We start from the raw sequence: 3,879 nt of genomic DNA, 5'->3' as shown, positions 1-3,879 counted from the left end.
CGGATGGTACCGTCGGTTGGTTTGATGTCATTACCGATCAAGGCACAACCAGCATGAACCAACCTAATACCGTGGTTGAGGTCACAAGCTTCCACGAAGCACCTCCTGCGCCAGAATTTGCTAAACCAGAATCCCTCTCCAACGACTTCCGCGAAGTGATGGATTTTGCTCCTACAGGCAAATACGAGCATCGCGAAAATTCTGAAACAAAAGAATCGTCAGAGGCAGAAACCAAACAAGAAGCCGCCCCCGCAGAAGCACCTGAAGCCGCTGTTGGTGAAGAGCATACTCCTGGAGCAGAGCCTGGCGAGGTCGATACCGAAACTCCGAACACTCCAGACGCTCAAACCCCGGACGTCCCGGACGCTAAAACCCCGGACGCCGCTGAAGTTGAAATACCGGACGTCATCAACATCACCATGAGCGGCGAAGAGGGAAATATGTCGGCCTTTGATCAGGCACAAATGACTCTGGACGGCCAACCTGATGGCATGCCGATAGATGGCATGGACCCCAACCATCACAATGATGATATGCACGAAACAATGCTTCATCACGAAGAGATTATCGATGATATGATGGAGTCTCTGGATGATGGTGAAGCAGACGATGCCATGGAGTTGGCCGATGGTCTCATAAACACGTTAGAAGAGCAAATTGAAGAAGATCGCAATGACCTCGTCGAAAGCATCCTATCGCAACCAACCGAAACAACGAATCCCGACACCCCTTTCCCTCCCACCATTCCCACTTCAGGGGATGAAGGGGAGTTGACAGCGACCGGAGGCATCGGCGGAGTCGGCGGCCCTGAAGTCCCTGTTGTGGGGGAAGAGGATGGCCTCGACACCGAAACTGAGACTGAAGTTGAAACTGAAATAACCACCACCACGACGGCGGTTAACAACGCCGTCTTCATGCTTGGCACCTCAGTTAGTGAAAACTTTCAGGGCGGTGGCGGTAATGATTTGTTCATTGCCAATGGTGCCGGAACTATTTTAGACGTAAATGATAGCCTGGAGGGTGGCACTGGCACGGATACCCTTAAGTTCACAGGCGCTGCAACCATAGCTGACCTCACTGTTTTTAGTAAAGATGGAAGTGGAAATTTTGACAATATTAGCGGTATTGAGCGCATCCATCTAACGCAAAACACCACCTTAACCATTGATCAAGCTTTTATAAACCAACGCGATGGCAATTCACCTGGGATTGAAGTCGATTTTGGAACCAATACTATCACCGCAGACCTGCAGGGCTTGGACCATCATGGAGAGAGCGGCGTGATGCTGAACGGTACCGGTATGGTAGACTTTGCTGCCACAACAGGCGGTGACTTTCATCAAGCCATCAACCAAACAGATGTAAGCGTCGATTTCAGCCTGAATACACGCGGAGCTGGCGGCTATGCATCCGGTGAATTCGAATTCGATGGCGGGAACAATACCGTGGTCGGCGCTAGCGATGTAAGCCAATTCCTCAGCATTGAACAAGAAAATGGCGGCGATCATTTCTTCACGCTTTCAACCGGTTTTAATGATATTGAATTCAATAATGTGACAGGAACGAGCTTTAATGTTGGAGATCGCGGCGGACTACTTTTCAACGCTGGATCAGCGAAATATTTACACCTCGGAATTGAGAATTCCAGCTATGTTAGAGCACTTGTGAATGTCAATGATGGTTTTAGTAACGGCATGGATATGCACATCCACAATAGCGATTACATCGACATCACTAACAATGCCAATGGCACTCAGGATTTCTTTTCACTCAGCGGTAGCGGAACTGAGATTTCCCTAGATGGTAATACCGGAAATGACATTTATAACTTAGGCAACATGTACTCTGGCAGCAGCATAGACTTTACAGGCTCCACTACGCTCTTCACCTATAATGGAGATGTCGTCCACCTGAACCACTTAAGCGGCGGCGCCAATGTCGAACTCAAATATACCGGATCCGGTAATGGAACGGATATTTTTAGTAACGTTGATTTCAACAACATCAGCCTGAATTATGCCGATGTTAACGGCGATGCATTAGCTGATCTTGAACTCAGCCTAGGAGGCAGCACCGTTGTCATTAACAATCAAGATGGCACAAAACTATATAATTACCGCGAACATGGCGATAACATGATCGCTGATTTGGGCTTGGTAGTAGAAACAGACGTCCGCCTACTCGACGATGTACAATATCAAAATACCAGCAACTTTAATACAAGCAGCTCTATTGCTTCGGTCTATGATGATGTGCTTACGGCAAATACCCAATTCGCGGTCGTCAACAGCCTTGATGGAGATGATCATATTACCGTACAAGATACAGGATTGGCTTTTGATGGCATTGGCGTCAATTCAGGCGGTGGTAATGACACCATCATTATTGAAGATTCTGACATAAAATTTAGTGTTGTCGATGGAGGTGATGGCTTTAATGTGCTGGACCTATCCCGCGTCAATGATGGCATCGCCATGCCTGCAGATTATATTCACCACGTCGTCAATTTTTCTGGCACGAATATAACATTAACTGCCAATACTTTCACAAATGGGAAAATCGAAGGCTACAAAACTGACAATAGTAGTGCCGGAAATTATCGAGGCGACCTCGTAAATTCAGTCACTAATATTGATGCATTTATCATGGGCAATGCCGAGGATCTAGTTGACCTATCTAACCTTGCTGCCGGCTATGTCATTAATGGCGGCGAAGGGGGCGATACCATCACAGGAAGCTCCGGCGAGGACACCGTAACCTATGCAACTTCAAGCGCAGGTGTCACCGTTGATCTCGCCTTAACGGGAGGCACGCAACAAACTTCAGCAGGCAGTGATGCACATGATGATGTTCTCAACTCCATCGAAAACCTTGTAGGTTCTCAGCATGATGACACCTTACTTGGAGATACCGGCGATAACGAACTGACCGGCGGCAACGGCAATGATACCTTAGATGGTATTGACGGCAATAACCTCTTCATTGGGGGCGCCGGGAATGATATCATTACAGGTGGTACTAGCGCAGGCATTGACACCGTTAGCTATGAATATGCCAATGCGGGTGTAACCGTTGATATTAGTGGCGGTGGTGGCGGTGGTGGCACGGCTTTTGGTGGAAATATCGGTAACGATGCCCTAACCAACATTGAGCATATTATCGGCTCTAACCATGATGATAACCTAACCGGTTACAATGGACTCCAAATCGACGGCGGGCACGGCAATGACATTATCAACCTGTCTTTGGCATCTGACACCGATGTTATCGATGGTGGGTTTGGCTTTGATAGTGTGAAAGTGGGTACGATGGATGCGACTACCCTCAGTGCAAACCTTAGCAACATTGAAGCGATTGACCTTTCCAATGGCACAACGAGTGAAAGCATCGACCTGACAGGCCTAACAGCCGTGCAAGTCACGACAATGACCGGTGAGGAAACTTTGAGCCTGATGAGTGATACTGGCGATATTATCACGCTGAACGCTTCTTGGATTGAAGGCGAAAGCGACGGAGGCTACACGACCTACAACAATAGTGGCGTGGAACTAGCCATTGCCGACACCAACATAGTCTAAGCACGGCACATTAGGCATGACGTAGAAGACAACACCGCTCTGATTATTGCTCCAGAATAAAAATACTCTTTTCCCTCAGAAATCTCGGACTCTACTAACCTAAGCGACAAAAGAAGCTTAACCTTTCCGGTCGCAAGATTGCTGTGAGCTTTGAGAACACGATGGTTGAGTTGCCATTGGAGTCAATCGTTCCAACAAAGGTCATCACCAATGCCGTTTATGCCAGCTCCAAATACAAACAGATTGTGTCATCTATCAAGGAGATTGGAGTGATCGAGCCGCTGGTCGTCACAGAAGATAA

General features: G+C 47.8%; 1 protein-coding gene. It reads left to right on the top strand.

Annotation, left to right across the window (positions count from 1 at the left end; translation table 11 throughout):
- Positions 1-3,578 (top strand): calcium-binding protein (locus P8P30_01545; GenBank protein MDG1286230.1); only part of this gene is annotated, 3,578 nt, incomplete at its 5' end.
- Positions 3,579-3,879: the final 301 nt, after the last annotated feature.

The sequence above is a fragment of the Rickettsiales bacterium genome, from assembly GCA_029252805.1.
Classification (GTDB): domain Bacteria; phylum Pseudomonadota; class Alphaproteobacteria; order Rickettsiales; family JALZUV01; genus JALZUV01.
This window is presented reverse-complemented; position numbering and strand designations above follow the sequence as displayed.